Source organism: Novosphingobium sp. HR1a (assembly GCF_015594425.1).
Classification (GTDB): Bacteria; Pseudomonadota; Alphaproteobacteria; order Sphingomonadales; family Sphingomonadaceae; genus Novosphingobium; species Novosphingobium resinovorum_A.
In genome coordinates, this window is sequence record NZ_JABXWS010000130.1 from 1 (window position 1) to 1920 (window position 1920).

General features: G+C 60.7%; 1 protein-coding gene. It reads right to left on the bottom strand.

Annotation, left to right across the window (positions count from 1 at the left end; all coding sequences use genetic code 11):
- Nucleotides 1-107: 107 nt before the first annotated feature.
- Nucleotides 108-1754: an IS1634 family transposase gene (locus HWN72_RS30565; protein ID WP_036531207.1), complete on the bottom strand. Its 1647-nt coding sequence runs from the start codon at nucleotides 1752-1754 to the stop codon at nucleotides 108-110.
- Nucleotides 1755-1920 lie beyond the last annotated feature (166 nt).

Below are 1920 nucleotides of genomic sequence, written 5' to 3' on the forward strand. Positions count from 1 at the left end.
CCCAACTTGAACAGTGCTTTCGGAAAAGGCATTTTTGTTCAATGACATGCGCGCGCCGACGTAAATGTTACCACTACATTTTCGGGATCGGTTGAGCTTGCAAAAGCTCAGGTTTCCGGCGGCAACTCGCTGATATTGGCCGGCAGCGCGATGCCGGTTGCCTTGAAGACATTCCCCACCTGGCCCGAGACGTGGGTGCGGGTGGTTATGACCTTGCCGTCCTTTTCGATGGTGGCTTCCTGAAGGCGATCGAGATCGTTGAGGAGCGGCTGCCATTCGGGCTGTAAGCCCTTTTCCTGACACAAGCGGGTGAGTTCCTTGGCCAGCGTCAGAGCGAGGAACGAGACAAACACATGGCCGCGGATAGCGGCATCGGACTGATGGAAGATGGGGCGGGTGTCGAAGCTGGCCTTGGCAACCCGGAACAGGGCCTCGACCTGAAGCAGGTCACGGTAGCGGATGACGGCCTGCAGCGGGGTGATCCGGGCATTGGTGCGCAACACGCTGATGCCATCGTAGCGGGCCTCATCGGCAAGCTTGCCCATGTCGATCTCGAAGGTCTTGCCGCTGGCCTTGAGATAGCGGCGATAGGCTGAGTTACCGACCAGGGCCTTGTCGCCCTTCTTCAGCTGGGTCTGGAGGCCATCGATGATCGCTTGCCGGTCGGCCTTGTCCTTCCTTGCCTCAGCTTCGTTGAGCGTGACGACGTAGCGCTGGGCATCGGCGCCTTTGCCAACGCGCACTTCCTTGACCCACAGCTGAGTGTCTCCTGCCTGCCTCTCGAGGACCAGGGGCACCATCGGGGCAGTGTCGGCAAGCACGACATCGCGGATGACGCTGCTGGTACGCTCTCGCGCACCCAGGATGTATTCCATCCCCAGTTCTTCAAGGGCGGCGATCGTATCGGCGCTGATCATGCCGCGATCGGCCACGACGCACGAGCGGGTGATACCGAAGCGGGTGCGCAGGCGCGTGACGATGGGCATGAGCACCTTCACGTCAGCCGTGTTGCCCGGGACCATCTCGGTGCAGATCGGACGCCCCTCGGCGTCGATCACGACAGCCAGGATCATCTGGGCAAGCTCGGGCCGGTGGTCCTTGGAATGACCACGCCGACCCAGGGTGTCGCCGCCTGCACCATAGAACGAGAGCGACGTCGTATCCATGAATACAAGACTGAGGTCGGTGAACAGGTCTCGGTGGCGATCGAACAGCTTCTCCTCGATCACGTCCTTCACGCAGCGAGGTGCCAGCGCGCCCTCAGCCTTTTCCTCGATCTCTTCGCCCAGCCAGGCCATGGCGCGATAGAAGTGATGGAGGGCGAGATCCTCGCTGCCGTCGATGGCGTAGCTCTCCATCCAGTCAAGGCAAGCTCGGTCCGAGCCGGAGACGAACAGGCGGTGCAGTGTGGCGACGAATACGGCGCGCTCCACGGCAAAGCCGAACTGGCGGCCTTCCAGCACTTCTTCCAATACAGCATCGATGCCAAGCCGTTGCCACAGGCGCCCGAACAGCAACGGGCCGCCAATCCTGCGGGCTGCGATCCGGCCTGCATCGATATCGGACAGAATGACGCTGCGCTCTGCGTGACGTGCGATCGAGGCGGCCAGCCTGTCGAGTTCGCCACTTGCGGCCAGCACATCCTTGCGGCCCAGAGCCTTGATCGTGCGCTGGCGGACGGTTTTGCCCTCTCGCACGCTCTCGACCAGGTAAAGATAGCGGTGCCCGCGCGCGACTCGTTCGACGACATACATGACAAAGTTGTTACTGCCTGGACCCGTAAAGATAAACCAAACCGACAGTCACAGCAAAAATGTTGTTAGCACACCCGATTTTGCCGCCAAATCCACTCACCGCAAAATCAGATACTTATGGTCTCGCGTTCCCTGCGTGTTCCGCTAGCACTGTTCAACTTGGGTC